The sequence below is a fragment of the Haloprofundus marisrubri genome (assembly GCF_001469955.1).
Taxonomy (GTDB): domain Archaea; phylum Halobacteriota; class Halobacteria; order Halobacteriales; family Haloferacaceae; genus Haloprofundus; species Haloprofundus marisrubri.
The window spans coordinates 72,708-97,359 of record NZ_LOPU01000029.1; the positions used below are offsets into that span (position 1 = coordinate 72,708).

Consider the following 24,652-nt stretch of genomic DNA (forward strand, 5'->3'; position numbering starts at 1 on the left):
ATTCGATGATTTCACGATTAGACAGCGAAACGATAGCGAAAATCGCCGCTGGCGAGGTAGTGACGCGCCCCGCGAGCGTCGTCACCGAACTGATAGAGAACAGCCTCGACGCCGGTGCGACCCGAATCGACGTGACCGTCGACGGCAACGGCACGGAGCGCATCCGCGTCGCCGACGACGGGGAAGGTATGAGCGAAGACGACGCCGCCCTCGCCGTCGACCGACACACGACGAGCAAACTCGACGGCCCCGACGGCGTCGACGCCGTCGACACCCTCGGCTTTCGGGGCGAAGCGCTGCCGAGCATGGCCTCGGTAGCGACGCTCGACGTGACGACCAACGACGGTGGTCCCCGGGGCACGCGGGTCCGCGTCGAAAACGGCCAGAAGCGCGTCGACCCGGCGGGACGGGCCGTCGGCACGACCGTCGAAGTCCGGGACCTGTTTCACAACCGTCCGGCGCGCAGAAAGAGCCTCGCCGCCACACGAACCGAGTTCGGCCGCATCAGCGACGTCGTGACCCGATACGCGCTGGCGAACCCTCACACCCGATTCTCGCTCACCCACGACGGCCGCGAGACGTTCAAAACCACGGGCACGGGCTACACCGACGCCGTGCTCGGGGCCTACGGCAGAGACGTCGCGGGCCAAAGTACCGAGTTCGACCACCGGACGACCGTGGAGTTCGATGAACGAGAACATGCGCTCGAAATCGAGGGTCTACTCGTCTATCCGTCCATCACTCGCGCCCAGCACACCCACGTCCACACCGCCGTCAACGGCCGAGCGCTGCGCGACGAGGTGATTCGGAAGGCGACGGTTCGCGGTTACGGCAACCTGCTTTCGAACAACCGCTTTCCCATCGCCGTCGTCGCCGTCTCGCTTTCGCCGGCACTGGTCGATGCGAACGTCCATCCGGCGAAAGCGCGCGTCACGTTCAGAACCGAATCCGCCGTCGCCGACGCCGTCGAAACCGCCGTGAACGACGCGCTCACGACCGCCGACCTCCGGCGCTCGGCCGCGGTTGCGATGGACCTCGACTCCTCGCTGGCGTCGGTCTCGAAGGAGTCGGAGTTCGATGAGGTGAACGTCATCGGGCAGTTCCGCGAACTGTACTTGCTCTGTGAGGCCGACGACGACCTGCTCGTCGTCGACCAGCACGCCGCCCACGAGCGAATCAACTACGAACGACTCCGGGCCGCGCTCGACGGCGAAGAAATCGAATCCGTCGACGTCGACCCCGCCCAGACGCTGTCGCTGTCGCCGCCGGAGGCCGCCGCGGTGGAGAGCCACCGCGAGACGCTCTCGAAACTCGGCTTCGACCTCGACCCCTTCGGCGGGTCGGCGTTCCGTCTCACCGCCGTCCCCGCGCCGTTGGGCCGCGTGCTCGACGCCGACGCGCTCCGAGACACGCTCGACACGCTCCGTGCGGGTGCGAAACCCGACGAACTCCGCGACGAGTTGCTCAAGGACTTCGCCTGTCATCCGTCGCTGAAGGCGGGCGACACGCTCTCCGGAGAAGATGCGACGGCGCTGCTTCGGCGTCTCGGCGAGTGCGACCAACCGTACGCCTGTCCGCACGGCCGGCCGACGGTGCTCTCAATCGAGGAGGAGGCGCTGGTTCGCGGCTTCCAGCGCGGTCAGTCGCGGTTGGCGTAAGGCGGCCAGTCACGGTTGGTGTAGCGCGGCCCAAGCGCTCGCGTTCTTTCCTGCCCTCCTACCACGGCTTACAGTCGAGACAGACGTAGTCCTCGGACTCGTCGTCGTACCACCGTCGCTGCACCACGTCGCCACAGACAGCGCAGGCGACGCCGGTCGACGACCAACGGAACGTTGCGACTGCCGGTTTCACCGCCTCCGCATCCGCCTCGGTTTCGGCCTCGCCGACACGAGCGTCGTCTCCATCGACTCCCGTCGCTGCGTCGTCGTTCACCACCGAGTCGTCGTTCACCACCGAGTCGTCGGTCACCTCGTTGCCGGTCGCCGCCGAGTCGTCTACCGACCCGTCTCCGTCGCGTTCGTCGCCCGACGGTTCAGCGTCGGTGTCGTCGGCGCTATCGGCCTCCGACGTGCCGAGAAACTCGTCCAGCGAACGGTCGTCGCCCATACCCGTTGTCGTCGACGGCGACGCTTAAACGGTTCCGTCGGCCGTCGCAGCGCTGTCGCCTGCGGATTCGTGCGCCGATTCACGCCGCCGACTCGTCGTCGTCGGAGACGAGCAACCAGACGAGTACGCCGAGTGCGGCCAGCGCCGAAAACAGCGCGACGATGGCAGTTCCCTCGCCGCCGGGGACGCTGGCCGGACCGACGCCGTACAGGACGATGGTCGTCACCGCGAGGCCGACGAGGCCCACGAGCGCACTCCCGGTGAGGTGGACGAGTTCGGCCCGTCGCGTCTCCGCGCCTCGGCCGAGTTCGCGGCCGAGTCGAGCCGCGTAGTCGCCGGCGTCCCAGACGAAAATCGACGCGGCGATGCCACCGACGACGACCAGCGGGTGCGCGTCGGCTTCGGCGGCGGCGACGGTGCCGACGAACAGCAGGCCGCCAGCGGCCGCGAAGCCAACGCCGTGGACGGGCAACACCGGCGAGAACGGCAGCCACGCCGTCGTCGACACGAAGCGTTCGAGGAACGCCGCCGCGGCGAGTATCACGCCGACGGCGAACAGCACCACCGTCGCGGCTCCGAGGTCTGTCCACGCCTGTCCGCCGAACGCACCTCTCGTGGCTGCCGAAATCTGCGGCACCGCGAGTGCGAGCGAGACGACGACCACCGTGACGACACCGCCAGCAGCGTAGCCGAGCGTCTTCGGCGGGTAGTTACCGCCCCACGCGACGAGACCACGTCGGAGCAGTTCCGCGAGGAGAACGCCACCGGCGGCCGCAGCGAACCCAGCCAACGGAGCGTGGAGGACGCCCGACCCCAGCAGCAGTCGAATCCCGGTGCCGAGAACCGATAGCAGGTCGAGGAACTGGTCGAAGAGTTGCGAACCGACGAGTAACACCAACACCTGCGCGGCCAGAAGCGCCCAGTAGCTTCGCGGCACGTCCGAGAGTTCCAAGCCGACGCGTTCGAGGAACCCAAAGTTGTCGGACGCCGGTTCGCCGGGCAGCCAACTGTCGAGCGTCGACAGCGCCCGCGGCAACAACAGCGCGACGACGAGTGCCAACACCTGCAGCGAGACGAACTGGGCGAGCGTACCAGCCGCGTGGACACCGCTGGCCGTTCCGGCGACGGCGAGGAGTACCACCCAGCCGAGGTTGAGGTGGTACGCGGCGGCGGCGAGCACGCCGAAGCCGACGAGAAGCGCGGAGTGGTCTAACGCGCTCTCGGCGGGTTTCACCGACTCGCGCTCCATGTCGACGCGTGCGTTCAGCGCCGTGGCGAGAACCGCGCTTGCGACGAGCGCCACTGCCAGTCCGCCGTTGCTTCGCGCCGAGAGCAACACCCCAGTGGCGACAGAGAGCGTCGACGCGACGAGAGCGACGCTTCCGGTCGCCCGTTCGACGTTCGTCTCGCCGTCGACTCGTTCGACGGCCCACGTACCTCCCAGCACACCCACGACGGCCAGTATGCCCGCCAACGGCGCGCCGGCGGCCGTACAGACGACGAGTGCGGCGACGGTGGCGACGGCGACGGCGACACGCGAACCGAACTGTGTCGGGCGTCGGTCGAGGTCGGTCATCGGACCCACCCCTTCGACCCACGGGAGACGGCGACGTGCAACGGTTCGTCCGGCGACCACTCGGCGACGCGGACCTCGTGGCTCCGCAGGTCGTGGAGTCGCTCCTCGCGTTCGAGACGCGCGAGCGTCCCACCCGGCGTCTCCGGCGTCACGTCCGGCGTCAACACCGTCGTCCGGTGGCCGTACGCCTCGAAGCGGCGAGCGAACTCGACGGCCTCGTCGTCGGCCAGCGGCGAGAAGAAAATCACCTGTGCGTCGCGGGGCAGTCGTTTACGAATCGAGTCGAGTCGGTGTCTGCCGACGCCGCGAACGACCGTTCCCGACGGGAGCGCGGCGGCCCCGTCGACGAGGAACCGACTCACTCTGACACTCTGTGTTCGACCCGCCCGCGGGGCGACGTAGCCCCCAGTGCCGCCGAGACGGGCGACACCGACACGGTTGCTCTCGCCGAGAAGCACGCCCGCGACGCGCTCGGCGGCGTACTCGCTGAGGCTCACGGCGTCGAGTGCGCCGTCGTGGTCGGCGATGTGTGATTGCTTTCGCCCGTCGACGACGAGTACCACCGTCGCGGCGCGCGTCTCGCGGAACTCGACGGTCGAGAGTTCGCCCGTCCGGGCGTAGCGCCGCCAGTCGATGCGCTTGCTCGGGTCCTCTCTGGTGTACTGCCGGATGGCGTAGAACTCGACGCCTTCGCCGCCCGAATCCGTCTCGACGCGGCCCGCGAAGGGAATAGTCTGTTCGGCCAGCGGCAACTGTTCGACCGTCGACTCACAGGAGAACACCGATTCCACCCGCTTGGTCTGGCTTCGCTCGATGCTCGCGCTGATGTTTCGGACGGCGACGTACGTCACCTCGAACGTGTGGTCGCCGCGCGTCGCCGGCACGCTGTAGGAAAACGATTCCGACTCGCCGGGGCGGAGACTCGTCGCGCGTCGGGGTGTCCCCTCGACGACTTCGAGGCTCTCGGGGACGCCGTCGACGACGCGGAGGTCGGTCAGCGGGTTGTCGCCCTCGTTGGTTACGGTGACGGTCACGTCCACCGTCGACCCGGGTTTCGGCGAGGCGTCGCTCAGCGTCCGCTCGACGCCGACGGCGAGTTCCGGCGGACGCGTCACGCTGCCGTAGACGGCGTAGCCGAAGCCGACGACGGCCCCGAGAAACACCGCCGTGTTGCCGAGGACGATACCGGCGGCCCCACAGAGCAAGGCAACGGCGAGGCCGACGTTCCACCGCGGAATCTCGCGGCGGTTCACGCGCGCTCACCCCTCACTGCGACGGCCGTCTCGTCGTCGGGGTCGGCCCCGTTTCCTTCAGCCGCAGTTTTCGCACCGTCGTCGGCGAGGGCCTCGAACGCGGCGAGTTCCGGCCAGTCGTCGACTGTCTTCTCGTCACCGGGCTCGCCGCCCTCGTACGCCGACAGTTCCTCGACTGTCTCCTCGGCGGCCCGTTCGAACCGCCGCCCGGCGGCCCAGTCGCGGACCCGCGTACGCAGCGGCAATGATGGAGCTTCCTCGCCGCCGAGGAACGACGCCGCGCGGACGTTCGTCGTCCACGTTCCGTCCTCGATGCGGCGGGCGGCCTCCAGACGCTTGCAGTCACCACGTGCGGCGATGGTCACGATGGCGGCGTCGTGCAGCGAGCGCCGTATCGCCGTCTTCTCGCGCTGTCGCTTCCATCCCGACTCGTCTTCGAGTTCCGAGAGGGCGTCGTCGAACTGTCCACCGGCGCTCTCTCGCGCCCCGTCGTACGCCTGCTCGGGGTCCCGCTCGGGCGTCCAGTGTGCGCGGTCCTCACCGATACCCGTCAGGACGACCACCGCGAACAGCCCCGAGAGACCAGCGAGAAGCACGACGAACACTCGGCTGAACGTCGCCAGCGACGCGCCGAGCGACACCGGGACGAAGACGGTGCCGACGGCCACCGCGAGCGTCCCGACCGCTGCTGCCAACACGGCGAGACGGCGGTCGATTGCTCGAATCATCGTCGGCCTCCGGTGTTTCCGCTAGTTCGGCTATTTCCGCCACTGCCACCGTTTCCGCCACGCGTACCGTCGCCGTCGTCTTTGCCCTCATCGCTCTCGTCGCTGTTTCGGACGTCGTCGATGCGGGACAACGCCGCGCGGGCGGCCGCCGAGAGCGCCGCCGACCGTCTGACGCTCCCGTAGCGGATGCCCTCGAAGATGCGCGTCAACCGTCGCACAGATTCGACGGGAAGTCCACTTGCGACGGCCGCACGAGCGTACTCACCGGGAGTCGCCGCTCGGCGGTTGCCGAACTGAAGGCCCTCCACCATCGACGCCCACGCCTCCTCGATTGTCGGGGGAATTTCGGGTGCTGGTTCCGCTTCGGTCTCTTCGGACGTTGCCGTCGCGCGCTGGGTGCTTCGACTGGTTCGGTCGCGGTCACCGCCGCGGCGGAACGAGACACCGCTGCCCACGTCGCCGAGCGCACGCGGCAACCCGGAGAGCGCGGTCCCGAGACCGCTCGAAAACGAGAGCAACCCGCCGCCGAACGCTCGCGGGAACGCGACGGCCGCGGTTCCCATCGCTCTGGTCATCTCCGCCATCGCGTCGGCGAGGCCGCCGAAGAACCCGGCGCTCACCCGACCGAGGCGGTCGAAGAACGTCGGCCCCGACTCACTGAGACCGACGACGAACGCCGTCGTCAACTGCGGAATGCGCTGGAAAGCGGTCCGCAGGCGCGGGAACGGTACGTCGATATCCACGTCCACGTCGCCGCCGCGGTGCTGTTTCTTCCGTCCGCCCACGACGCCGACGACGAGGACGCCGACGGCCGCCAGCGCGGCGAACAGGAACAGAAACAGCGTCCCGCCGATGGTTTGGTTGGCGTTCGAGGCCGCCGGTGTCTCCGTCGGCGTCGGTGTGGGCGTCGCTGTCGGCGTGGCCGTCTCTTCGGTTCCGTCTCCATCACCTGCCGCCGAGTCGTTGCTCTCGTCGACGGGCGCGGACGCGGTCGTTCCCGCACTCGATTCGTCGCCGCCGTCGCTCGGTGTCGTCTCGGTCGCGTCGTCTGTCGCGCCAGTGCCCGGTCCCGTCGCCGGGCCGTCGCCACCGCCTCCGCCGACTCCCGCGGGGTAGCTGCCGAATCCGGTCGCGGGGAACAGCGAGGCGGCGACGACGACCGCGAGCGCGCACAGAGAGAGGAGGGCTGCGCGGCGAAGGTCGTATGCCACTGTTACCACTGGTTACTTATCTGTCCGATAAAATGTTTTCCTATATGCGAACCCGCGTGAATACTCCCTCCCTCCATCCTCTCCGTTTCGGCCGCTGCTGGCTCTACCACGGCCGCTGCAGGCCGAAGCTGCTGTCCCCGAACGCAACCGGAGGTCCGCGATGACGACGCGAACACCGCTTGCGACACGTGATTCGGAACTGACACGCCGCATTCTCACGACACTGGCGCTCGTGGTCGCACTCGATGCGATGCTGGTCGCCGTCGTCGGCTTTCTCCTCGCGCCGTGGCTGGCACCATTTGGCGACGCGGTGGCCGCTGCGCTCGGCGTCGCGTCGCTGCCGTCGTCCGTTCGCGCCGTCGCCGTCGCGGTACCGGTCGTTTCGCTGTTTCTATGGCTCCAACTCCGCTACACTCGCCGCCAGACGCTCACGGCCGTCGACGCCCGCGTCGTCGCCGACGACGAGTACACTGACCTGCGCGGCCGCGTGACGCGCCTCTCTTCGCAGGCAGACCTCACGCCACCAGCGCTGGCCGTCGCCGAGACCAGTGTTCCGAACAGTTTCACTGTGGGTGGTCTCCGCGAGTCGGTGCTGGTCGTCTCGATGGGGTTGCTAGAGACCTTGTCCGACGAGGAACTGGACGCCGTGCTCGCCCACGAACTCGCGCACGTGAAGAACCACGACGCGACGGTGATGACGCTGGCGACGTTCCTGCCGGCGGTGACGAGCGGGCAGTTTTCGCTTCTGGACGCCGTGACGCCGCGGGGTGTGAGTCGCGGTGCGACGACTGTCGCTCTCGGTGTCGTCGCGGCGGTTCTGTTCGGCCTGTCGGCGGCCGTCGGCGGCGCTCTCGACTCGCTGTCGGGACTCGTCCTCGTGGTGCTGTTCTCGCTGCTGTTCGGCGGTATCGTCCTCGGCGTGGTCACCACGCCGGTCGTCTCCTTGGCGGGTCGACTCTCCCGGTCGCGGGAGTTCGCCGCCGACCGCGCGGCGGCGCTCTCGACGGGCAACCCGGCGGCGGTGGCGGCGGCGATTCGCCGACTCGACTCGGCGGTCCCCGTCGCCCCCAACCGGGATTTACGTCGCTCCGCTGGGGTCCGCGGACTCTGTTTTCTGCCCCACGGCTTCGAGACCGACCGCGACGAGGCCGACGGGTTCTCCGTGACCGTCGAGACGCACCCGGCGGCGACAGAGCGCGTCGCACGACTCCGCGAGTTAGCCGGCGAACTCGAAGAACAGTAGCCGAAGAAGACGGGGGCGAGCGCTAACCACCAACACCCATATACCGGCGGTTCCAACGCCCGTGCATGGTTACGATACTGGAGTTCATCACGGAACTCGTGGTGAGCACGTTCACGCTCATCGGGTTGTTCATCACCGACGTGTTGCTGTCCGGCGGCGACATCCTCTCCATCGCGTTCCGCGCCGTCTCGATGGCTGTCGGCGGCGCGATGGTCGTCGGCGCGTCCGTCGCGTTGCTCTACCTCGCCGTCGGTGCGCTCGTCCGCGAGTTCGGCGTCAACGTCTCGTCGCCCGGTCGTACGCGCGTCCGGCGAGACTGACTGCGGATTCGAGGTCCGGACCGAGCGGCGACCCGACGACGACGCTGTCGGCGTGCCGAAGCACTTTCTCCATCCGCGTCGTCACCTCGCCGACCGTTCCGGCCATACAGAACGCGTCGACCATCGCGGGCGTCACGAGGTCGAACGCCTCCGAGAACTCGCCCGCGCTGATTCTCTCGCCGATTTCACTTGCTCGCTCGTGGTCGATACCGTGTCGGTCCAGCACCGGCGGGGCCGCTCCCGCGGCGATGAACGCGACCGGCGGGCGGGCGGCCTCACGTGCGGACTCCCTTCCCTTGGCGACGCTCACTGAGGCATAAGCAGCCAAGTCGAACTCGCCGCGGTCGGCGGGTCGTTCGTCCAGTCCTTCGTCGACCTGCTCGCGTGCCCACGCCAAATCGTCGGGGTGCGAACCGTTGAACAGCAGGCCGTCGGCGTGCTTGGCGGCCATCCGGCACATGTGCGGCCCTTCGCCGCCGACGTACACCGGAATCTCGCCCGGTGGGTCGTAGTTCAGTCCGGCGTCGTGGGCTTCGAACGTGCCCTCGTGGTCGACGCGTTCGCCGTTCCAGAGCTTCTGGGCGACTTTGAACGCCTCCAACACGGGTCGGAGGCCGCGTTCGTCTTCGAGACCCAGATTCCGAAGCGTCGAGGGGTCGCCGGGGCCGATACCGAACGTCGCACGGCCGTTACTGGCTTCGGCGAGCGTCGCCACCTTCGAGGCGAGCGTAACGGGGTGAATCTCGAAGGGGTTGGCGACGCCCGGACCGAGTCGAACCGACTCCGTCGCGGCGGCCATCTGCGAGAGAACGGCGAAGGGGTCGCGGTTGTTGTAGTGCGCCGAGACGAACACCGAGTCGAAGCCGGTCTCCTCGGCGGCGACGCCGAGGTCGACGAGTTCGTCGATAGGATGTTCGGGGGTCAGTTCGATGCCGAGCATCTTCCTCCTCTTCGTTTCTGTCGCCGGCGGCGGCGCTTGCGGGGTGTCGTCATTCGTCTGCGCCGAAGGAGTCTGTGAATAAAAACATCGCCGTCGCGTCACGACCTGCCGCGGTCTCTGTTTTGCTCTTGCTGAGGTCACGCAGATACGACGGAACTCGCGTGCAGAGCACAGGGGTACATCCAGTAGCCTTATTCTCTGACCGCGAAAGGACAACTGCGTGTCCAACCACTCCGATGTCCTTGGGCGGCGACGACTGCTTGGTGGCCTGAGCACGGTGGTGTGTACCTCCGTTGCGGGATGCACGTCTTTCGGCGACTCTCGAACCACGACCGGACAGAGCGCGAGGGTTACGATTGTACTCGAAAATCCCAGCGACACCGAACAGCGGTACGAAATCGAAGTCGTCTGGGGAGAGGGCAATCGCAGTCAGTTCAGCGGGGTTCTGCAACCTGCAGCGTCGGATGTCGAGATGCTCGCCACCACTGGTACGGCACCTGAGTCGGCGACGTTCTTCGTCGGCGCGGCCAACAGCGGCCAGAGCGGTACGTGGAATCCGACCGACTGTCCCGACTATCGCGTCGACGCTGTAATCGAAAACGGCAATCCATCGTTCGAGACCACTTGCCAAGTCTGACCTCTTCGCGCTGCATACACACTGTATTTAGCACGCCGTGCATTCCCAGTTCGATTCGCTCATCCTCGCGTGAAGCGCCGCCACGCGAACGTTTTTGCCGCGCTGGTCGCCACCACGACCATGGTAACACCCACCGAACGCGTGCGGTCGGTCGACCGCTCCAGCATCCGCGTGATGTTCGACCTCGCGGAGGCGACCGACCGCGACCTCGTCCGTCTGGAAGTCGGCGAACCGGACTTCGACACGCCCGAACACGTCGTTTCCGCCGCCGCCGAGGCCGCCCGCGCCGGAAAGACGCACTACACCGCAAACGCCGGCCTCCCGGAGGTCCGCGAAGCCATCGGCGAGACGATGGCCGACCGCTTCGACGTGGCGGTCAGCGCTGACGAAGTCGTCGTCACCAACGGCGGGATGGAAGCCTTGCTCCTCGCCGTGCTCTCTACTGTGGGTCCCGACGAGGAACTGCTCATCCCCTCGCCCGGATGGCCGAACTACTGGTCGCAGGCGAAACTCGCCGACGGCGTCCCCGTCGAAGTGCCGATGCCCGCCGACGAAGGGTATCCGCTCGACGTAGAGCGCGTCCGCGACGCGTTGAACGACAACACCGCCGCAGTGATGCTCTGTTCGCCCTCGAATCCGACGGGCAGGATGTACGACGAGAGCGCGATTCGGGAAGTCGTCGCCGCCGCCGCCGAGTACGACGCGTACGTCATCGCCGACGAGGTGTATCTGGGCCTCGCCTACGACCGCGACCCGACCGGCATCGCGGCGCTCACTGGCTACCCCGACCACGTGCTGACCGTCAACTCCTGTTCGAAGACGTACGCGATGACCGGGTGGCGCGTTGGCTGGCTCTGCGGCCCCGAAGAGATAATCGACGAGGTGAACAAGATTCACGAGAGCACCACCTCGTGTGCGTCGAGTGTCGCCCAACACGCCGCGCTCGCGGCGCTGACGGGGCCACAAGACCCGGTCGAGGAGATGTACGAGGCGTTCCGCGAGCGTCGCGACTACGTCGTCGAACGCATCGACGATATCGACGGGCTCAGTTGCCCGAAACCGCAGGGCGCGTTCTACGCGTTCCTCGATATCGACATGGAAGGGTCGAGTCTCGATATCGCCAAAGAACTGCTCACCGAGTACGGCGTCGTTCTCGCACCCGGTGACGGCTTCGGCGACGCGGGTGCCGGAAAGCTTCGACTCAGTTTCGCCAACAGCCTCGACCGACTCGAACTCGGCTTCGACCGTATCGAGCGGGCGCTCGAAGCACGCTGAACCATACTCCATCGGTCGGCGGTCACGGCCGCCGGAACCCCTTCAGTTCGACTCGAACTCCCACTCTCTGAGCGCCTGCCGGACGAAGTCGCCCTCCACTTCACGGAAGTGGGCGTCCGAACCGGCGTGGTCGCCGAACTCGAAGCCCCGAACGACGACGACGGGTGTTCCACCGTCACCCTCGCCGGCGACGAGGTTTGCCGCCGCAGCGAGTTCGTCGACGACGTTCTGGACCGTGACGCCGAGTTCGCGGCCGTCGCGGTCGGACTCGCCGCGCCAGTCGCGGGAGGCGGGCATCCCGGCCCAGCCGATGGCGACGCCGCGCTGACCGTGACGGAACGGCCGCCCACAGGTGTCGGTGACGATGACACGGTCGGCGGGCAGTTCCTCGCGGATGCGTGCGGCGCTCTCGGAGGGTCGCTTCGGCAGCAACAGGAGGTCCGCGCCGGCGACGTTCGAGCGGTCGATACCGGCGTTGACGCTGACGTGACCGAACCGCGACTCGGTCAACAGAAACGGGGCCTCCATGATAATCTCGGTACTCTCCTCCAAGACGGCCTGTGCGAATCTCGGGTCCTTCTCGTCACCGGAGATGGATTCGAGGCGGGCGGCTATCTCTCTGGCACGCGGTCCCGCCGGAAACGCCGAGAGGTCGGCGAGACGACCTTCGGCTTTCGAGACGACGGTGCTGGCGACGCAGACCACGTCGTCTTCGTCGAGGTCGACGCGGTCACGAATCAGCGCCGCGAGGTCGTCTCCCGGTCGAATCTCCGGGAGGTCGGCAACGGCGAACAGTTCCATACTCCGAGGTTGCGGAGTGGCGTGAAAAACGCCGCGCTGCCGGTCAATCGAACTGCAACTGCTCGTGCGGCAACAACACCGTCTCGTACTCGCCGTCTTCGACTTGAACCAGAAACATCGTCGGTTGCGTCGTCGGGGGCGCACCCGTCGCGCTGCCGGGGTGGAGCATCCGAACCCCGTCGCTGCGTTCGTCCATCGGGTCGTGGTCGCCGCCGAGCACGCCGACGATTTCGGGTCCGTTCTTCTCCCCAGCGACGAGGCCAGCGTCGGCGCGTTCTCGAACGGTGTCGACGAGCTGCGTGCGGTCGCGGGCGACGACGAACGTCACGTCCTCGAACTCGGCGGTTTCGACCATCGGGAGGTCCAACTCCGGCGGGTCGTCCTCGCCGGCGACGGCCGTCACCATCCCATCCGTGAGCGCCAACACCGTCTCGTAGGCGTCGACCGAGTCGAACTCGCCGGTGTGGAGGGTGTAGTCCGCGTCGGTCAGTCGCTGCCGTACCCACGCCGGGAGACGGTCCGCGCTCGACGGGACGTGTGTGTCGCCGAGTATGGCAACCTGCATACGGGGAAGTCCGCCACGCCGACCGCAAAAACCGTTGTGCCGGTGAACTAATGGCCCGTATGCCACACGTCGTCACCGTCGTTCTCCGAAACGACGCGGACGTCCTCCTGATACGCCGCAGCGACGCCGTCGGCACCTACCCGGGGCTGTGGGGTGGCGTCTCCGGCTACGTCGAAGGCGCACCCGAAGACGCCGTCGACGACGCCCGCCGCGAACTTAGCGAGGAGACCGGCATCGACACCGAGGACGCGGCGCTCGTCCGCGCGGGCGACCCCTTGCACGTCGTCGACGACGAGACCGACCGCGAGTGGACCGTCCATCCGTTCCTGTTCGAGACCAGTTCACGGGAAGTAACGCCGAACGCGGAACTCGCCGACTGGGAGTGGGTCCAGCCACCGGCGATGTTCGACCGCAAAACGGTGCCCGAACTCTGGGAGACGTACCGCCGCGTCGCGCCGACGGTCGAAAGCATCCGCGGCGACGAGAGTCACGGCGCGGCGTTTCTGTCGATTCGCGCGCTCGAAGTCCTCCGCGACGAGGCCGCGGCCATCGTCTCCAGCGGTGACCACACAGACGCGTGGGACACTCTCGCCGCTGTCGCCCGCGAACTCCGCGACGCCCGTCCCGGGATGGCGGTCGTCCAGAACCGCGTCAACCGGGCGATGTACGAGGCCGATTCGACTCCAGAGAGCGTCCGCGAGGCAACGTCGAGAGTGATTCGGGACGCCCTCGACGCCGACGACGACGCGGCGTCGCACGCGACGGACCTCCTCTCGACGCTCGACGATGGTCCAGTAGCGACGCTTTCTCGGTCGGGAACGGTGACGACGGCGCTCTCGGCGGCCGACCGTCCGCTGCTCGTCGCCGAGTCGCGTCCGGGTGGCGAGGGCGTCGCAACCGCCGAGTCGTTCGCCGAGATGGGAAGAAACGTGACGCTCACCACGGACGCGGCGCTCGCACACGTCGCCGCCGAGAACGACGTGTCCGCCGCGCTGGTCGGCGCGGATACGGTGTTTTCGGATAGCAGTGTCGTCAACAAAGTCGGGACCAGAACGCTGTCGCTCGTCGCCCGGCGGGAAGGGTTTCCGCTGTACGTCGTCGCCGCCGCCGACAAAGTGAGTACCGACGACGAGTTTTCGCCGGAGTCGCGGCCCGAGTCGGACCTCTACGACGGCGACGCGTCGCTCACCGTCGAAAACCCCTTGTTCGACCGGACGCCTGCGGACCTCGTGGCGGGCGTCGTCACCGAGTCGGGCGTCGTCGACGCCGACGAGGTGCAACGACTCGCAGACGAACGGCGCGAGTGGCAGAAGTGGGACGGGTGAAGATGAAGGTGAGCGAGAGTCACTGTGATGTGGAACTCCGGCCCGGCGTCGCACCGATAAGTATCAGCGACGAGAGACGCCTTCCCGAGAGCGACGGTGGTCCTGAAGGGGTCTGATTTCTCTCAGCGCTTCGGGTTGACCATCATATCGAGAGCGACGGTGCAAGCGATGAGTACCCCAGCATCGGTCTCGGGGGCGACTTCGATGCCGTAGCTGTCTCGAAGTCGGAACCAGTCTTTGGAAATCTCCGCGATGCGCTCACCGTCGCGCACCATCCGGTACTCGTAATCGAGGACGTTTCCTACGACGAGAGTCGTTGGCATCCCCGGAACAGAGACGCTGAATCGGTCACGGATTGGAGAGACGACGGCTTTGTGTATCGTCGCTGCTCGCTCGCCGTTCTTTTCGACCGTCATCGTCTCTCTGGCGCGTGCGACCCGTTCTTGTATCCTGTACTCGTCGCCCGCTCCGAGGTCGGTCATCTTCAGCGTCTCTCGGAGACGAAGTGCTTTCCCGTCTACCTCGAACACTGCCACGCCCACTTGGTTTTCGACGACGTAGTCGTCACCGACCGAGACCAGCCGTTGGGTCATCTTGTACCGGTCCCACTCTCCGGTGTCGGGTCGCTCTCCACCGCGAACTGCTGCGCGTCTGTTCGCACGTCGTTGCTCGCGTCTGTTCTGTCGTCGTTCTCGCCGCTCTGCTCTGCGACTCATACTCGAAGGTACGCGCGAGCGGAGCATCAACGTCTAGTCTGACTAACCAGTAGCTCTACTGCGACGGACGGTTTTTATGCCCGGAACACCCCATCTCGGAGAATTACGACAACGCCTCTCGCAGAGGACACCGAAGCCACAACCGACCGCTGACCGCGTGTTCGGTACTGTTGGTCTCGTGCGTGGACGCCCCGCGCATCCACACTGGAGACGAGTGACGGCCCATTACTCGGTTCACTGACGGTGAGGCGATAGAGGAATTTTCCCAGCGACCGCGGTCGGTGAGCTAATCCGAGAGCAGAAGAATCGGAATAGAATCCTCGGCCCGTTACTGTACTTGCGCGGGGATATTCTTCACAAATACTACTGCTAGTTTAAGAACTCAGATACGGTACATTTAATTGTCATGGCAGAAGTCAGTTGGCGCGCAGTTGCGGTGGGGTTCGTCGTGACACTAATCATCGGACTCATTAGTGGATACACGATCCCGTTCACAGATATGGTAATACCCGTCATCGGCTGGGGGCTGACGGGGTTCGTCGGCGGTGCCGCTGCCGGTTACATGGCGGGGCACGGAATCTCGAACGGAGCGGTCAACGGCATTTTAGCGACGACTATCGGCGCGATACTCGTCCTCGGGTTCTTCGCCGTCCTCGGGACCGTCCTCTTCGGAGTTGTGGGGCTGTCAGTGTTCCTGGGTTCGTTCTTGGTGCTCGGACTCTACGCGATTCCCGGTGCAGTCGGCGGGGCCGTCGGGGCACTGTTGAAGGGCAGTGAACCGACAGAAACCGGCCGACCGGCGGGCCGCTAACCATCCAATTTTTTCGCTCAGGGAGAGGGGTCCAAGAGAGAGGTTCGAATCGACCACCAGGCCGCGCTCGAAACGAGAGGTTCATCAGTCGCTATCGGCAACGGACTGGTGGTGGCGATGACGAAAGTTACCCCCACTTAGCCCCTTGTGATGACGAATTACACTGAGCCACCATCTCGATACGAACCAGCGTAGTCGCCACGACTACCGCTCTTGGGAACGTTCTGCCGCCGCCCTCACGCCGAGTCCCGTGCGACCACGAAGCGATGACTCCGGCAGCGACGACACCGGCGAATCCAACCGCCCTCGAAACGTTCAGGACGGCCCTCTCCGACGTATCGCGTGTGAATCTCTCTCGAATCGCTATCCACGAGTCGGTCGAAAAGGCGTTTCCGGCGTCGTTGCTCGCGGAGTCGCTGTCGGACCTCGACGTATCGGTCGAACGAGTCGAAAACGACGCGGAGTTCGACTCGGGCGACGCCGTCGCCGCCTTCGGCCCCGGAACGGGCTTTCTCGACGCCGACTGGGTCCACTGCATCCGGGCGGGCTACGACGAGTTCGACGTCTCCGCCTACGAGGAGGCGGGCGTCGCACTGACGAACAGCACCGGCATCCACGGGACGACCATCGGCGAAACCGTCGCCGGGATGCTGTTGGCGTTCGCCCGCGGCCTCCACGTCTACCGCGACGCGCAGAACCGAGGCGAGTGGACGCGCCTGCCCTACGAACGGCCGTTCACTCTCGAAGACGAGCGTATCTGCGTTGTCGGTCTCGGAACGCTCGGACAGGGTATCGTCGAACGTGCGAACGGTCTCGGGATGAACGTCGTCGGCGTCCGACGCTCGGGTGACCCCGTCGACGGCGTCGAGGAAGTGTACACGCCGGACCGTCTCGTCGATGCCATCGCCGACGCGCGCTTCGTCGCGCTTGCGACGCCGCTGACCGAGGAGACGGAAGGTCTCGTTGGCACCTCGGAGTTCGAGGCGATGCGCGAGGATGCGTATCTCGTCAACGTCGCGCGCGGTCCCGTTGCCGACGAGGAGGCGCTGATTGCGGCGCTCCGCGACGACGAGATTGCAGGGGCGGGCCTCGACGTGTTCGCCGACGAACCACTCCCCGAGGAGTCGCCGCTGTGGGAGTTCGAACAGGTCGTTGCGACGCCGCACGTCGGCGCGATGACCAACGAGTACCACCACGACATCGCGGGGCTGATTCGAGAGAACGCGGAGCGAGTCTCCCGTAACGAGGAGATGCTCAATCGGGTCGTCTGAACGCCGCGACCGCCGGCGGACGAGACCGTGTGGTCTCAGAAGTAGCTGGAGTGACGGCCGACGCGGGTCTGCGGGTGGAGCTGTTCCTCCGTTTCGTCTGCGTCGTCGACGACACTCGATTCGGCGTCGTCGTTCGCTTCAACGTCGCCGTTCATTCCGCTATCGCTGGTCGGTTCGTCCGCATGGACGTACTCCTCGACTACCTCGGCGAGGAGGTCGTCGACTGAGCGACCGTCCCGGGCGGCGATGTCGGCGAGTTTCGTGTACTGTTCGTTCGGCAGTCGGTTCGAGAGTCTCGTCTCGGTCTGTTTCGTGGCCATGGTTTCACCGGCGCAGTGAGAACAGCACCGAGGACCATAAATCGCATATGGGTATTTTTAGCTATATAGAAACAGATTAAACCGCAACTATGGAGGCCGATTCGCGGGATTACTTGACGAACTTCAACAGGTCGTCGCGCTTGGCCTCGTGGAAGTGGAATCTGAGAGCTTCTTTGAGTGGTTCGATGCTGCCGCGTTTGGCGCTGATGGGTGCGACGACTTCGCCCTCCCACTGCTCCCACGGCGGAAAGAGGCCGAGTCGGTCGCAGAGGTCGTTCAGTCGCTCGTCTCTGTCGTCGACTTTGTCCATCTTGTTGACGGCGACGATGGCGGGCACGTCGAGTTCCTCGAGGAAGTAAAACATCTCCACGTCGTGGGGAATCTCCTCGTCGTTCGTGTGCCGGTCGATGATGTCGATGACGCTCTTACCGTCGACGACCAGCACTGCGGCGAGAATCGAGTCGGCGTTGTCCTCGATGTAGTGGACGATATTCGTCTTGATTTGCTCGCGGCGACCCTCCTCGACGCCGGACATGAAGCCAAACCCGGGCAGGTCGGTGAACATGAAGCTCTCGGCGGCCCAGTCGAAGTGGTTCGGCTTGCGGGTTACGCCCGGTTTCTTTCCAGTATTGAACCCGCTGTGACCGGTCAACTCGCGCATCAGCGTCGACTTCCCGACGTTCGACCGGCCGACGAACACCACTTCGGCGTCGCGGTTCGGTCGGTTCTCGAACATACCCTCGCTACTTCGCTCGGGCGGATAAACGACGCGGGACGCGTTTTCGGCCTATCCTGCTCGTGCGGTACACTCGTCGACCGGCGTCGACCGGCGGTGACCGGATGCCCGAACGTTTTGACACCGCCGCGCCAACCGTCGAGTAATGGAGAAACAGGCGTTGCGCGAGCGAATCTGGACCACTCTCGACGCCGAGGGCGTCAACCGGTTTCCGTACCCACCCGAGGGACGAATCACGAACTTCGCCGGAGCCAGCGAGGCCGCCGGACGACTCGCCGACACCGACGAGTGGCAGGCGGCGGAGACGGTAAAATCGAATCCCGACGCGCCACAGTTGCCCGTCCGACGGCGGGCGCTGCGCGACGGCAAGGTGGTGTACATGGCGGTGCCGCGACTCCGCGACGAGAAGCCGTTTCTGAAACTCGACCCCGCGGAGATAGACGATATCGACGGCGCGACGACCATCTCTGGCTCAGCAAAGCACGGCGTTCCCGTCGGTCCCGGTGAGGTGCCGCACATCGACTGCATCGTCGCCGGGAGCGTCGCCGTCACCGAAAGCGGGGCGCGCGTCGGCAAGGGCGAAGGCTACAGCGACCTCGAGTTCGCGGTCTTATCCGAACTCGGCGCCGTCGACGACGAGACGACGGTGACGACGACGGTCCACGAGTTGCAGGTCGTCGCCGACGACGAGGTGACGTCCGATGCCCACGACGTGCCGTTGGACGTGGTGGTGACGCCCGAGCGGACGGTCCGAACGGAGACGACGTACCCGCGCCCCGACGGCGTCGACTGGGACGCACTCGGCGAGGAGAAACTAGCCGAAATCCCGGTACTGCAGCGATTGCAACCGAACTGAACAGTTCGTCTCGCCACACGGTTCGCGCCTCAGGATATTTGCCCTCTCGCTGCGACGGCTACGTGTGCGACTCGTCCAGGTGATGGTTCCGGCAGGCAAGCGGGAGGCGATTTTGGATCTCCTCGACGACGAGGGGATAGATTACGCGCTCTCCGACGAGACGAGCGGCCGCGAGTACATCGCTATCGTCTCGATACCGCTCCCGACGAACGCCGTCGAACCGGTACTGGAGAAACTCCGCGAGGCGGGTATCGAACGCGACGCCTACACCGTCGTCTTGGACGCGGAGACGGTTATCTCGCGGCGCTTCGACGGACTTCGAGAGAAGTACGACGAGGAGGAGGAAAACGGCGACCGAATCGCCCGTGAGGAACTCATCGCGTCGGCGCAGCAACTCGCCCCGGAGATGCCGGTGTTCGTGACGATGACGATAATCAGCGCCGTCGTCGCCACCGCCGGACTGCTGCTCAACGACGCGGCGGTCATCGTCGGGTCGATGGTCATCGCGCCGCTCGTGGGGCCGGCGATGGCGACGAGCGTCGGCAGCGTCGTCAACGACCGCGACCTGTTCATCAAAGGCGTTCGACAACAGGTCACGGGCGGCGTTCTCGCCATCGTCAGCGCCGCCGTTTTCGCGCTCGTTCTCCGACTGACCGGCGTCGTACCGTTCGGCGTCCAAGAAGTGTTTCAGGTCGAGCAGGTGCGCCTCCGTCTCGCGCCGGACGTGCTCTCGCTGGCGGTGGCGCTCGGTGCGGGCGTCGCGGGTGCGCTCAGTATCTCCTCGGGCGTCTCGGCGGCGCTCGTCGGCGTGATGATTGCGGCGGCGCTCGTGCCGCCTATCGCCGTCGTCGGCATCGGCATCGCGTGGGGGAGTCCGGCCACCGTTCTCGGGTCGCTCGTGCTCGTGTTGGTCAACTTCATCTCCATCAACTTCACCGCCCTCGGCGTGCTGTGGTACATGGGCTACCGCCCGGTCAACCTGTTTCAGCGCCCCAGCGCAGAAGACGCCACGTTCCGCCGCATCGCGGCGCTCGGCTTGGCGATTCTCGTGCTCTCGTCGTTTCTCGGCGGCGTCACCTACGCGAGCTTCCGGACCAGTAGCTTCGAGGAGACGACGCGTACCTCCGTCGACGCAATCTTGAGCGACCACGACGAACTCACGCGGTTGAACCTGCAGGTGCAGTACGACGACGAGATTCCGTTCCGGCAACCGCGGCGCGTCGTCGTTACTGTCGGCCATCCGGTCGGCATGGACCCGCCGTCGGTCGCAGACGACATCGCTACGCGAATTCAGGCGAACACGGACGCGCCGTTCGGGGTCGTCAGTTCCGAGGAGGTGACCGTCGAAGTCAGATACATCGGCGTCGACCGGTCGACTGCGCCCGCGACGAACGGGACGCAGAGCGGGACGGAGAACGGAACACAGGCGGATTTTCTGGACGCGTCGATACGTCCACGAGCGTCCCCGAGCGGTATGTAAAACGGCTCTTTGTGCTTAGCGCGGATTGATAGTTTCAGGTGACTATCTACTGGTATGCGTTTACGCCTCCCAGCAGTCGTGTTGGCCGTCGCGTTGTTGACGGCCGGGTGTCTCGCACCGCTCCAGACTTCTTCGTCGCCCGCCGCCGCCGACGGACAGCATATCTCCGTCTCCGGCACGGGTGAGGCCTCCGCCGACCCGGACCTCGCGGTTCTCTCGGTCACCATCGAGGCCCGCGCCGACAGCGCCGCCGAGGCGCGTGATGTCGCTGCCAACCGCTCCGACACGCTCGTCTCGGCGCTCGTCGACGCCGGTGTCGCCGAAGACGCGATTACGACCCAGTACTACGCCGTCCAACCGGAGTACGACCACCGCGGTGAGGAACCCCAAGTCGTCGGCTACACCGCCCGCCACGCCTACCGCGTCGAGACCACGCCCGACCGCGCCGGTGAACTCATCGACGTCGCCATCGACAACGGTGCTTCCCGCGTCGACGGTGTTCAGTTCACGCTGAGCGACGAGAAGCGCGCCGAACTCCGCGAAGAGGCCATTGACGCCGCCGTCGCCGACGCCGAAACCGAGGCGTCGAGTCTCGCTTCCGCTGCGGGTCTCGAACTCGGTGAGGTTCGGACGCTCTCGACCAACGGTGCGAGCGACCCCTACTCGCCCCGGTACGAGATGGCCAGCGACGCCGGTGGGGCATCCACTAGCGTCCGGCCGGGTCCTGTCTCCGTCACGGTGACGGTGCAAGCGACGTACACGGCCAATTAGGCGGCCGTGACGATGCAAGCGACGTACACGGCCAATTAGACGACGAAGTGAACTGGTTGCCCGCTGACGTTCGTCCCTCCACTCCCCGCTGACGTTCGTTCCTCCACTCCCCTCACTGACGCCCGCCCCTCCGCTTGCCCCGCTGACGCCAGCCTCCTCCACCGTTCGTCTGTGGTCCCACGCTGACGCTATCCCTCTCCACCGTTCCCCTCCAGACACCCCGCCGACGCGGCCTCATCGCTCGAATTCATCCACCCGTACTACCACTTCGACGCTCTGCCCCCGGCGCTGTGGAACTCCCAAGAACTACATTCGGAGACTCGTAGCTGACGGTATGGCCCGCGACACGCTCGTTTCGTGGCGGACGTTCGCGCTCTTCGTGTTGTTTCCGCCCGCTGCACTCCTCGCAATCGTGTTCTTCCCGGTGACGCTTCTCGTGTTGTTCTGGCTGTATCGACGCGGCAAGCATCGAGAGCTGACGGAACGACAAAACTCGCCCGAGACCCGTCCGAATCGGTAGTGGCCGTAGCACCGCGAACGAGCAGTCAGCTCCGGTGAACGACGACGAGCTCTGTCGGTTGAGTGTACAGTCACCGCGCCGAGTAGTTGCTCCACTAGGCCTAAGTGTGACACTCCACAACCTGTCATGCAGTATGCACTCACCCATCACACGCACGGACAAATCGGCGTTTGAACGGGTTCGAGATGCAATCCTCAACCGTGGCGACAGAGACGACGACCGGCCGACGGGACCCGGTACACCCACGCCCGGATGACCTGACCCGGCGGTGGACTGTCGATCGGACGCCACTCAATCACGTTCTTTTCCGATAGCGAACTGTTGAGACTCTCGGCAGAACCCCGAACGTGGACTACTCCCGACGCGACGGCGGGATGTCCGGTTCGAAGCCGACGGCGTCGACAGCCATGTCGAGTACGTCGTCGACTCCCTCGTCTTCGGTGACGCTCATGAACGCGTCGGCGTCGACGTCCGTCGAGCGGTCGCTTTTGTTGCAGATGGTGAGCACGGGCACCTCGAAGCGCCCCTGCATCTCGTCTCTGAGTTCGAGTTGTGCGTCGAGCGGATAGCCGCAGTCGCCGCTGGCGTCGACGACGAACAGGACGGCGTCGGCGAGGTGTTCGAGTGCGCTGACCGCCTGCCGCTCGATGTCGTTGCGCTCGGCTTCTGGACGGTCCAGAAGACCGGGCGTGTCGATAATCTGGTAGCGGATGCGGTTGCGCTCGAAGTGACCCAACTGCACGCCTTTCGTCGTGAACGGGTACGACGCGATTTCGTTGCTCGCGCGCGTGACCCGGTTGACGAACGACGATTTCCCGACGTTCGGGTAGCCGGCGACGACGATAGCCGGTTCGTCCGGACGCACGTCGGGGAGGTTCTTCAGGGCGTCGCGGGCCTCGCTGACGCGCAGCAGGTCCTCTTCGACCTGTTCGATGATGTCGGCCATCCGCGCGAACGCCTGTTTGCGGTGTTTTCGTGCCGTGTCGACGTTGCTACGGCGGAGTTTCGAGATGTACTCGCGGTGTAGCTCTTTGATTTGGCGACCGGCCCACGTGAGGTTGGCGAGACTCTGGCGAAGCGTGTCGACGCCGCCGTCACCTTCGAGGTCGTCGTTCTTCGAGGCGAACGTCCCCTGTCGGCGGAGCACCGCGTCGGCGAGTTCGTAGTAGAACGGGTCGACCGTCTCGAAGTCCGGCCACGCCGTGACGACGTTCTGGACGTTGTCCGAGAGGATGTTCGCCGCTGTCTGGAGCATCGACTCTTGGGCCTCCAAGCCCGATTTGGCCCGTCCGGCCCGCGCCGCCCGCGAGAACGCTTTGTCGATGAGTTCCTCCGACCGGGGCGTCGTCGGAAGGTTCTCGAAAATCATGCTGGGTTCTTGACGACGGGCGTACTAAAGGGCGTCCGTTCGTGTTGCCCGTGTGCCGACGTTTCACGCCGACTCGATTGCGAGTGTGAGTTCACCCCCGGACGCAACGCGAACTGCTTCGAGACGCGACACCGACCGGCACGACGTTTTTGCCCGCCCGCGACGTTACATCTCCTATGACTGATTGGCGTGCGGTCGGTGTCGGCTTCGTCGTTCTCCTCGTTGTCGGTGCTGTCGGCCTCTCGGTACCGATACTCGGACAGATCGGTGCGGGCCTCATCGGCGGGTTCGCCGCGGGCTATCTCGCCGGCGGTGGTCTCGGTCGCGGGGCGTGGCACGGCCTCGTCGCCGGGTCTATCTCCGGTATCGCGCTCACCATCTTCGTCGCACTGCTCGGCGGCCTGCTCGGGTTCGCCGGCGGCCCGCTCGGCGGCCTCGTCGCTGGCGGCGGCATCCTCGTCGTCGGCGCAGTGATTACGCTTCTGTTCGCCATCGACAGCGCCCTCGCCGGTGCGGTCGGTGCGTGGGTGAAAGGCTGACTCGACGCCTCTCTCACCGATTTTCGAGAGTGTCCGCGAAATCCTCAAACGAGTTCAATATTCTGCGTCGCGTTCTCTTCGTTGCCATGGCAGAGTTGAACTGGCGCGCAATCGGACTCGGATTCGTCGTCACGCTGGTACTTGGGTTGCTCAGCGGCAACTCGATTCCACTGACCGACCTCACACTCCCCGTCATCGGATGGGGTCTCACGGGCATCGTCGGCGGCCTCGCTGCGGGCTACGTCGCGGGTCGCGGGATGGGCAACGGCGCGGTCAACGGTATCGTCGCCACCACTATCGGCGCGATACTCGTCTACGCGGTGCTGGCCGTTTTCGGGACGGTTCTCTTCGGCTTCGTCGGCTTCACCGTCGCACTCGTCGGCCTCCTGTACCTCGGCCTCTACGCCATCCCCGGCGCGGTCGGTGGCGCAGTCGGCGCGATGCTGAACCGCTCGTCGCCCGCCGACCGGACCCAGCCGGCCGGTCGCTGACGACTACAACACGACTTCGACTTCCTCACTTTTCGACCCGAACGACGCCCGAGCCAGATTACGTCTCCACGCGGAGCGACCCGCTCACTCCCGGTCGAGATACTCGCCCTGTACTGCGACGACTTCCGCCGAATCCTCGCACTCGGCGTAGCGCCGCAGCGGTTCCTCGTTGAGTTCCAAGAACGTATGACCCCACGTGAACTTCGAGAGAATCTCCTCGGCGTAGGCGTCCTGACCGAAGATACAGAGCGCCGCCGCCAGTGCCTCTACCGTCGTCAGTTCCATCGGCCGCCCGAAGTTCACGGGGTTGCCGGCGACGAGAAACGGCAGGGCGCGGTGGATGCCGCCGAGGGTGAACATCGCGCGTTCGGCGGACTCCCACGAGCAGTCGAGTGCGACGAGTCCCCGGTCTTCGGCCCGCGGTGCGTCCGCCGGCGACAGCGCCTGGTCTGCGTGGGGGTTGAGGATGACGCCGCGAGGGGCGGCCCGGTCGGTGCGGTGTAACTCTGTGAGGTCGAATCGGGCGAGTTTCCTCGCCGTACATTTGGTCGGGTCGTCGTCACCCTCGTACCGGACGTGAAGCTCCACACCGGAAGTGGACGACGAGCGAAGAAAAGCGCCTCGTTCGTCGGTCGAACGATACGCAGGCGACGAGCGTTTATGTTCGATGACGGGACCACCTCGACTCGTGACCTGACGACTCGCCGCGCGCCGGACGAGGCGGGAGCGCGAGCATCCGGCGCGCGACAATCAGGAGCTTGGTCGCTCGCCTGTTCGCCAAAACCATCATAC

27 protein-coding genes are annotated in these 24,652 nt (G+C 65.9%); 14 read left to right on the forward strand and 13 right to left on the reverse strand.

What is annotated here, in order from left to right; all coding sequences use genetic code 11:
- The first annotated feature begins 5 nt into the window (after positions 1-5).
- Positions 6-1,658, forward strand: coding sequence for a DNA mismatch repair endonuclease MutL (gene mutL, locus AUR64_RS10865; protein WP_058581976.1), 1,653 nt, complete (start codon positions 6-8; stop codon positions 1,656-1,658).
- A 58-nt stretch (positions 1,659-1,716) separates the two neighbouring features.
- On the opposite strand, the gene AUR64_RS21165 is transcribed toward mutL, so the two are convergent.
- The 5 genes from AUR64_RS21165 to AUR64_RS10890 form a co-directional block, all read right to left on the reverse strand.
- A complete protein-coding gene (locus AUR64_RS21165; RefSeq protein ID WP_058581977.1) occupies positions 1,717-2,106 on the reverse strand; it encodes a DUF7573 domain-containing protein in 390 nt (129 codons plus the stop codon).
- A 79-nt stretch (positions 2,107-2,185) separates the two neighbouring features.
- Positions 2,186-3,682, reverse strand: a complete 1,497-nt coding sequence (locus AUR64_RS10875) for a DUF7519 family protein (protein WP_058581978.1) — start codon at positions 3,680-3,682, stop codon at positions 2,186-2,188.
- On the reverse strand, positions 3,679-4,935 hold the full coding sequence (locus AUR64_RS10880; RefSeq protein ID WP_058581979.1) for a DUF58 domain-containing protein: 1,257 nt from the start codon (positions 4,933-4,935) through the stop codon (positions 3,679-3,681). The genes AUR64_RS10875 and AUR64_RS10880 overlap by 4 nt, the downstream gene beginning before the upstream one ends.
- Positions 4,932-5,663: a DUF7269 family protein gene (locus AUR64_RS10885; protein ID WP_058581980.1), complete on the reverse strand. Its 732-nt coding sequence runs from the start codon at positions 5,661-5,663 to the stop codon at positions 4,932-4,934. Before AUR64_RS10885 ends, AUR64_RS10880 begins: the two co-directional genes overlap by 4 nt.
- Entirely contained in the window at positions 5,660-6,874 is a 1,215-nt protein-coding gene (locus AUR64_RS10890) for a DUF4129 domain-containing protein (protein ID WP_058581981.1), read from the reverse strand. Before AUR64_RS10890 ends, AUR64_RS10885 begins: the two co-directional genes overlap by 4 nt.
- A gap of 160 nt (positions 6,875-7,034) precedes the next feature.
- On the opposite strand from AUR64_RS10890, the gene AUR64_RS10895 reads away from it, so the two are divergent.
- Both AUR64_RS10895 and AUR64_RS10900 read left to right on the forward strand, forming a co-directional pair.
- On the forward strand, positions 7,035-8,117 hold the full coding sequence (locus AUR64_RS10895) for a M48 family metalloprotease (protein WP_058581982.1): 1,083 nt from the start codon (positions 7,035-7,037) through the stop codon (positions 8,115-8,117).
- 65 nt (positions 8,118-8,182) lie between these two features.
- Positions 8,183-8,437 (forward strand): hypothetical protein, encoded by a 255-nt coding sequence (locus tag AUR64_RS10900; RefSeq protein WP_058581983.1) that lies wholly within the window; start codon positions 8,183-8,185, stop codon positions 8,435-8,437.
- On the opposite strand, the gene AUR64_RS10905 is transcribed toward AUR64_RS10900, so the two are convergent.
- Positions 8,394-9,377: a 5,10-methylenetetrahydromethanopterin reductase gene (locus AUR64_RS10905; protein WP_058581984.1), complete on the reverse strand. Its 984-nt coding sequence runs from the start codon at positions 9,375-9,377 to the stop codon at positions 8,394-8,396. The two genes, AUR64_RS10900 and AUR64_RS10905, sit on opposite strands and share 44 nt — an antisense overlap.
- 220 nt (positions 9,378-9,597) lie before the next feature.
- Between AUR64_RS10905 and AUR64_RS10910 the strand changes: the two genes are divergently transcribed.
- A complete protein-coding gene (locus AUR64_RS10910) occupies positions 9,598-10,014 on the forward strand; it encodes a hypothetical protein (RefSeq protein WP_155120577.1) in 417 nt (138 codons plus the stop codon).
- Positions 10,015-10,134: 120 nt separating this feature from the next.
- The gene (locus AUR64_RS10915) at positions 10,135-11,289 is read left to right on the forward strand and encodes a pyridoxal phosphate-dependent aminotransferase (protein WP_058581986.1); all 1,155 of its coding nucleotides are present in this window, start codon (positions 10,135-10,137) and stop codon (positions 11,287-11,289) included.
- A 42-nt stretch (positions 11,290-11,331) separates the two neighbouring features.
- On the opposite strand, the gene AUR64_RS10920 is transcribed toward AUR64_RS10915, so the two are convergent.
- Positions 11,332-12,090: a coenzyme F420-0:L-glutamate ligase gene (locus AUR64_RS10920; protein WP_058581987.1), complete on the reverse strand. Its 759-nt coding sequence runs from the start codon at positions 12,088-12,090 to the stop codon at positions 11,332-11,334.
- Between the two features lie 43 nt (positions 12,091-12,133).
- On the reverse strand, positions 12,134-12,655 hold the full coding sequence (locus tag AUR64_RS10925) for a YfcE family phosphodiesterase (protein ID WP_058581988.1): 522 nt from the start codon (positions 12,653-12,655) through the stop codon (positions 12,134-12,136).
- 59 nt (positions 12,656-12,714) lie between these two features.
- Here AUR64_RS10925 and AUR64_RS10930 point away from each other — a divergent pair, with 59 nt between their 5' ends.
- The gene (locus AUR64_RS10930; RefSeq protein WP_058581989.1) at positions 12,715-13,980 is read left to right on the forward strand and encodes an NUDIX domain-containing protein; all 1,266 of its coding nucleotides are present in this window, start codon (positions 12,715-12,717) and stop codon (positions 13,978-13,980) included.
- Positions 13,981-14,102: 122 nt separating this feature from the next.
- Here AUR64_RS10930 and AUR64_RS10935 read toward each other — a convergent pair whose 3' ends face one another.
- The gene (locus AUR64_RS10935; RefSeq protein ID WP_240479602.1) at positions 14,103-14,696 is read right to left on the reverse strand and encodes an LURP-one-related/scramblase family protein; all 594 of its coding nucleotides are present in this window, start codon (positions 14,694-14,696) and stop codon (positions 14,103-14,105) included.
- A gap of 406 nt (positions 14,697-15,102) precedes the next feature.
- On the opposite strand from AUR64_RS10935, the gene AUR64_RS10940 reads away from it, so the two are divergent.
- On the forward strand, positions 15,103-15,507 hold the full coding sequence (locus AUR64_RS10940; protein WP_058581990.1) for a DUF5518 domain-containing protein: 405 nt from the start codon (positions 15,103-15,105) through the stop codon (positions 15,505-15,507).
- Positions 15,508-15,851: 344 nt separating this feature from the next.
- Positions 15,852-16,778: a D-2-hydroxyacid dehydrogenase gene (gene ddh / locus AUR64_RS10945; protein ID WP_058582694.1), complete on the forward strand. Its 927-nt coding sequence runs from the start codon at positions 15,852-15,854 to the stop codon at positions 16,776-16,778.
- Between the two features lie 35 nt (positions 16,779-16,813).
- Here the strand turns inward: ddh and AUR64_RS10950 are convergent, their stop codons facing one another.
- Positions 16,814-17,098: a hypothetical protein gene (locus AUR64_RS10950; RefSeq protein ID WP_058581991.1), complete on the reverse strand. Its 285-nt coding sequence runs from the start codon at positions 17,096-17,098 to the stop codon at positions 16,814-16,816.
- Positions 17,099-17,207: 109 nt separating this feature from the next.
- Positions 17,208-17,834, reverse strand: coding sequence for a GTP-binding protein EngB (engB, locus tag AUR64_RS10955; protein ID WP_058581992.1), 627 nt, complete (start codon positions 17,832-17,834; stop codon positions 17,208-17,210).
- 145 nt (positions 17,835-17,979) lie between these two features.
- Here engB and AUR64_RS10960 point away from each other — a divergent pair, with 145 nt between their 5' ends.
- The 4 genes from AUR64_RS10960 (at position 17,980) to AUR64_RS10975 (ending at position 21,461) form a co-directional block, all read left to right on the forward strand.
- Complete coding sequence (locus AUR64_RS10960; protein WP_058581993.1) at positions 17,980-18,690, forward strand: 5-formyltetrahydrofolate cyclo-ligase; 711 nt, start codon at positions 17,980-17,982, stop codon at positions 18,688-18,690.
- 64 nt (positions 18,691-18,754) lie between these two features.
- Positions 18,755-20,170, forward strand: coding sequence for a TIGR00341 family protein (locus AUR64_RS10965; RefSeq protein ID WP_071391268.1), 1,416 nt, complete (start codon positions 18,755-18,757; stop codon positions 20,168-20,170).
- 54 nt (positions 20,171-20,224) lie between these two features.
- Positions 20,225-20,941, forward strand: a complete 717-nt coding sequence (locus tag AUR64_RS10970) for an SIMPL domain-containing protein (protein WP_058581994.1) — start codon at positions 20,225-20,227, stop codon at positions 20,939-20,941.
- 334 nt (positions 20,942-21,275) lie between these two features.
- Entirely contained in the window at positions 21,276-21,461 is a 186-nt protein-coding gene (locus tag AUR64_RS10975) for a hypothetical protein (protein WP_058581995.1), read from the forward strand.
- 352 nt (positions 21,462-21,813) lie between these two features.
- Here AUR64_RS10975 and AUR64_RS10980 read toward each other — a convergent pair whose 3' ends face one another.
- Positions 21,814-22,830: an NOG1 family protein gene (locus AUR64_RS10980; protein ID WP_058581996.1), complete on the reverse strand. Its 1,017-nt coding sequence runs from the start codon at positions 22,828-22,830 to the stop codon at positions 21,814-21,816.
- A gap of 176 nt (positions 22,831-23,006) precedes the next feature.
- Between AUR64_RS10980 and AUR64_RS10985 the strand changes: the two genes are divergently transcribed.
- Both AUR64_RS10985 and AUR64_RS10990 read left to right on the forward strand, forming a co-directional pair.
- Positions 23,007-23,369 (forward strand): DUF5518 domain-containing protein, encoded by a 363-nt coding sequence (locus AUR64_RS10985; protein WP_058581997.1) that lies wholly within the window; start codon positions 23,007-23,009, stop codon positions 23,367-23,369.
- Positions 23,370-23,455: 86 nt separating this feature from the next.
- Positions 23,456-23,860, forward strand: coding sequence for a DUF5518 domain-containing protein (locus AUR64_RS10990; protein WP_058582695.1), 405 nt, complete (start codon positions 23,456-23,458; stop codon positions 23,858-23,860).
- Positions 23,861-23,944: 84 nt separating this feature from the next.
- Here the strand turns inward: AUR64_RS10990 and AUR64_RS10995 are convergent, their stop codons facing one another.
- Positions 23,945-24,448 (reverse strand): DUF367 family protein, encoded by a 504-nt coding sequence (locus AUR64_RS10995; RefSeq protein WP_058581998.1) that lies wholly within the window; start codon positions 24,446-24,448, stop codon positions 23,945-23,947.
- Positions 24,449-24,652: the final 204 nt, after the last annotated feature.

What these genes read in the sequence shown, in the direction of transcription:
- engB (WP_058581992.1), bottom strand. Translation starts at nt 17,834, where the DNA reads ATGTTCGAGAACCGACCGAACCGCGACGCCGAAGTGGTGTTCGTCGGC.
- AUR64_RS10975 (WP_058581995.1), top strand. Translation starts at nt 21,276, where the DNA reads ATGGCCCGCGACACGCTCGTTTCGTGGCGGACGTTCGCGCTCTTCGTG.
- AUR64_RS10930 (WP_058581989.1), top strand. Translation starts at nt 12,715, where the DNA reads ATGCCACACGTCGTCACCGTCGTTCTCCGAAACGACGCGGACGTCCTC.
- AUR64_RS10940 (WP_058581990.1), top strand. Translation starts at nt 15,103, where the DNA reads ATGGCAGAAGTCAGTTGGCGCGCAGTTGCGGTGGGGTTCGTCGTGACA.
- AUR64_RS10895 (WP_058581982.1), top strand. Translation starts at nt 7,035, where the DNA reads ATGACGACGCGAACACCGCTTGCGACACGTGATTCGGAACTGACACGC.
- AUR64_RS10990 (WP_058582695.1), top strand. Translation starts at nt 23,456, where the DNA reads ATGGCAGAGTTGAACTGGCGCGCAATCGGACTCGGATTCGTCGTCACG.
- AUR64_RS10915 (WP_058581986.1), top strand. Translation starts at nt 10,135, where the DNA reads ATGGTAACACCCACCGAACGCGTGCGGTCGGTCGACCGCTCCAGCATC.
- AUR64_RS10980 (WP_058581996.1), bottom strand. Translation starts at nt 22,830, where the DNA reads ATGATTTTCGAGAACCTTCCGACGACGCCCCGGTCGGAGGAACTCATC.
- AUR64_RS10875 (WP_058581978.1), bottom strand. Translation starts at nt 3,682, where the DNA reads ATGACCGACCTCGACCGACGCCCGACACAGTTCGGTTCGCGTGTCGCC.
- AUR64_RS10900 (WP_058581983.1), top strand. Translation starts at nt 8,183, where the DNA reads ATGGTTACGATACTGGAGTTCATCACGGAACTCGTGGTGAGCACGTTC.
- AUR64_RS10985 (WP_058581997.1), top strand. Translation starts at nt 23,007, where the DNA reads ATGACTGATTGGCGTGCGGTCGGTGTCGGCTTCGTCGTTCTCCTCGTT.
- AUR64_RS10905 (WP_058581984.1), bottom strand. Translation starts at nt 9,377, where the DNA reads ATGCTCGGCATCGAACTGACCCCCGAACATCCTATCGACGAACTCGTC.
- AUR64_RS21165 (WP_058581977.1), bottom strand. Translation starts at nt 2,106, where the DNA reads ATGGGCGACGACCGTTCGCTGGACGAGTTTCTCGGCACGTCGGAGGCC.
- AUR64_RS10925 (WP_058581988.1), bottom strand. Translation starts at nt 12,655, where the DNA reads ATGCAGGTTGCCATACTCGGCGACACACACGTCCCGTCGAGCGCGGAC.
- mutL (WP_058581976.1), top strand. Translation starts at nt 6, where the DNA reads ATGATTTCACGATTAGACAGCGAAACGATAGCGAAAATCGCCGCTGGC.
- AUR64_RS10935 (WP_240479602.1), bottom strand. Translation starts at nt 14,696, where the DNA reads ATGAGTCGCAGAGCAGAGCGGCGAGAACGACGACAGAACAGACGCGAG.
- AUR64_RS10960 (WP_058581993.1), top strand. Translation starts at nt 17,980, where the DNA reads ATGGAGAAACAGGCGTTGCGCGAGCGAATCTGGACCACTCTCGACGCC.
- AUR64_RS10920 (WP_058581987.1), bottom strand. Translation starts at nt 12,090, where the DNA reads ATGGAACTGTTCGCCGTTGCCGACCTCCCGGAGATTCGACCGGGAGAC.
- AUR64_RS10970 (WP_058581994.1), top strand. Translation starts at nt 20,225, where the DNA reads ATGCGTTTACGCCTCCCAGCAGTCGTGTTGGCCGTCGCGTTGTTGACG.
- AUR64_RS10885 (WP_058581980.1), bottom strand. Translation starts at nt 5,663, where the DNA reads ATGATTCGAGCAATCGACCGCCGTCTCGCCGTGTTGGCAGCAGCGGTC.
- AUR64_RS10950 (WP_058581991.1), bottom strand. Translation starts at nt 17,098, where the DNA reads ATGGCCACGAAACAGACCGAGACGAGACTCTCGAACCGACTGCCGAAC.